The sequence below is a fragment of the Candidatus Erwinia dacicola genome (genome assembly GCF_001756855.1).
GTDB classification, from domain to species: Bacteria; Pseudomonadota; Gammaproteobacteria; order Enterobacterales; family Enterobacteriaceae; genus Erwinia; species Erwinia dacicola.
This window is the reverse complement of the sequence record NZ_MAYS01000487.1, coordinates 1-2,433: the sequence shown is the minus strand read 5'-3', so window position 1 is coordinate 2,433 and position 2,433 is coordinate 1. Positions and strand designations below refer to the sequence as shown.

Genomic DNA, 2,433 nt, shown 5'->3' with positions numbered 1-2,433 from the left:
TTGCGGATGCCTGAGCCGGATCAGTGTGCCTGAAAAATGGCTTTCCGGTTAAAAACACGACAAAAACTGCATTTTCATACTTAAACCTACGCACGGCCGCCGCATCAAAGGGATAGTTCGTTCTGACATTCATGGTTGGGCGCTCTCAGAAGAGGCGATTCAATCTCCTAACCATGAACCAAGCCACCAGTGTACGCTGATCGCGGCCGGGAAGCAGGACGAGGGGTCGCTGAGTCTCAAGATTGACGATTAACGTGCCGTAACGGTGGCCCCGATGCCACGCCCACTCATCGATACCGACATGGGGGGCGCCTAGCGGTTGTATCTCCGGGGTGTTGATAACCCTGCGAAGAAGAGTATCTGCACTGCTACGGAGACCCGCTGCCGCAATGGCATCGCCAGCATGGCCTCAGGGAAACCTTCCACCTGGATATCGGCGTCATAGTGGGGGAAGTCGGCAATCGACCCCAGCGGTTTGATTTCTACCCCAGCCGGAGCCAGCTGCGGCTGGCTGTTGGCGACAACGGCATTCAGTGATGCAGCCCGCAGTCTGCCGGGTAGAGTAACAAACTTCAGGGGAGCGTTCTGACTCATGGTTGTTTCCCTATATTTACAGTAGGTTGCTCAATAAAAGCGCTAACTCGTTAATTTTTAAGCGCTATCATGAAATATCTGTAAATACTTATGCGCATTTTGTGCCGTTACGAGGTCCAGAAAAGCCCGCAAAGATTGTCATCCGGCGCCCGAAAGCATACTGTTAGCGCACTATTCATCTTTTTGTCCGCGGATATCTCTTATCCGCTGGGTGACCTGCTAAAACTGAGGTTGTTGTGTCCACTTACTCTCCCGCTCAGCGCCTAAGACGCCTTCGTCAAACCGCTTCTCTTCGTTCCCTGTTCCAGGAAAATACCCTTAGCCTTAACGATCTGGCACTGCCGATCTTCGTTGAGGAAGAGATTGATGATTATAAGCCGATTATGGCGATGCCGGGCGTAATGCGTATTCCTGAAAAACGCCTAGCGTATGAGATTGAGCGCATTGCCAAAGCGGGCGTGCGTTCGATCATGACGTTTGGTATCTCTCATCATACCGATGCTGACGGCAGCGATGCTTGGAATGAAAACGGACTGGTGGCCCGCATGTCGCGTATCTGTAAAGAGACCGTGCCGGAAATGATTGTGATGTCCGATACCTGTTTTTGCGAATACACCAGCCACGGCCATTGCGGCGTGCTGCACGATCATGGCGTGGACAATAACGCTACGCTGATTAACCTCGGCAAGCAGGCGGTGGTCGCGGCAGCAGCCGGTGCGGACTTTATTGCCCCTTCTGCAGCCATGGACGGCCAAGTGGGCGCGATCCGCCAGGCGCTGGATGCGGCAGGCTTTACCGATACCGCCATCATGTCCTACTCCACCAAGTTTGCCTCATCCTTCTACGGTCCTTTCCGTGAAGCGGCGGGCACCTCGCTGAAAGTTGACCGTAAAACCTACCAGATGAACCCGATGAACCGCCGTGAAGCGATCCGCGAATCGCTGATCGATGAAGCGGAAGGTGCGGATGCGCTGATGGTGAAACCGGCGGGTGCCTATCTGGATATCCTGCACGACGTGCGTGAACACACCCGTCTACCGTTGGCGGCGTATCAGGTAAGCGGTGAGTACGCGATGATTAAGTTCGGCGCGCAGGCGGGGGCCATCAGCGAGATCGACGTGACGCTAGAAAGTCTGGGGGCGATTAAACGCGTCGGTGCCGGTATTATTTTCAGCTACTTTGCGCTCGATCTTGCCGAAAAGAAAATCCTTTCCTGATCGATCGGGTACAAATCGGGTTGACCAGAAAAGCGGTCGCCCCCTACGCCCACATCTGTAGGAGCTGACCTTCTTTTTCGATCAGCCCCCTCACCTGCCCCTTCTTTCACACTCGGCACAAAAAACTGGAAAAAGGCACCGCGCTGCTGGCACTCGCCCAGCTTAATATCGCTGTCATGCAGCTGCAAAATACGCCGCACAATCATTAATCCCATACCGCGAGCGCGATGCCTGCGCGCATTCAGCAGTGAAGGGCGCACAAACAGATCTTCGCGCAGTTCGGCGGCTATCCCCTGCCCGCTGTCATTGACCTGAACCTGTACTTTACCAACCTGCTGCGTCATCTCAATCTCAATTAGCCCATGCTCTGGCGTATGGCGCAAGGCGTTGTCCAGCAGGTTGGTCAGCACCCGCTCCATCATGTCGAGATCGGCGGTTACCAGCGAAATGCCCGGCGCAGCAGTTACCCGCATATGCTGGTGGTGGGATTCAGCTGTCAGCTCAAATTTTTGCATGACGTCCTGCACCAGCTCACTCAGGCAGAACGTAGCGCCCTTACAGGGCGAGCGTCACGGCTTCGCCGTTCCGGTGCTTTGCATGACCGGAGCTCCGCTTTATACTC

General features: G+C 54.8%; 2 protein-coding genes and 2 pseudogenes. 1 reads left to right on the top strand and 3 read right to left on the bottom strand.

Annotated elements, in window-relative coordinates; translation table 11 throughout:
- Positions 1-175: 175 nt before the first annotated feature.
- A pseudogene (locus BBW68_RS16965) lies at positions 176-409 on the bottom strand (transposase); the annotation flags it as partial.
- Entirely contained in the window at positions 313-594 is a 282-nt protein-coding gene (locus BBW68_RS12750) for a hypothetical protein (protein WP_070135649.1), read from the bottom strand. The gene BBW68_RS12750 and the pseudogene BBW68_RS16965, both read right to left, overlap by 97 nt.
- A 236-nt stretch (positions 595-830) precedes the next feature.
- Here BBW68_RS12750 and hemB point away from each other — a divergent pair, with 236 nt between their 5' ends.
- Positions 831-1,811: a porphobilinogen synthase gene (gene hemB, locus BBW68_RS12745; RefSeq protein ID WP_070135648.1), complete on the top strand. Its 981-nt coding sequence runs from the start codon at positions 831-833 to the stop codon at positions 1,809-1,811.
- A gap of 113 nt (positions 1,812-1,924) precedes the next feature.
- Here hemB and BBW68_RS12740 read toward each other — a convergent pair.
- A pseudogene (locus BBW68_RS12740) lies at positions 1,925-2,356 on the bottom strand (sensor histidine kinase); the annotation flags it as partial.
- Positions 2,357-2,433 lie beyond the last annotated feature (77 nt).

Bases quoted from the DNA above. Each gene is read 5' to 3' on its own strand.
- BBW68_RS12750 (WP_070135649.1), bottom strand. From the start codon at position 594: ATGAGTCAGAACGCTCCCCTGAAGTTTGTTACTCTACCCGGCAGACTG.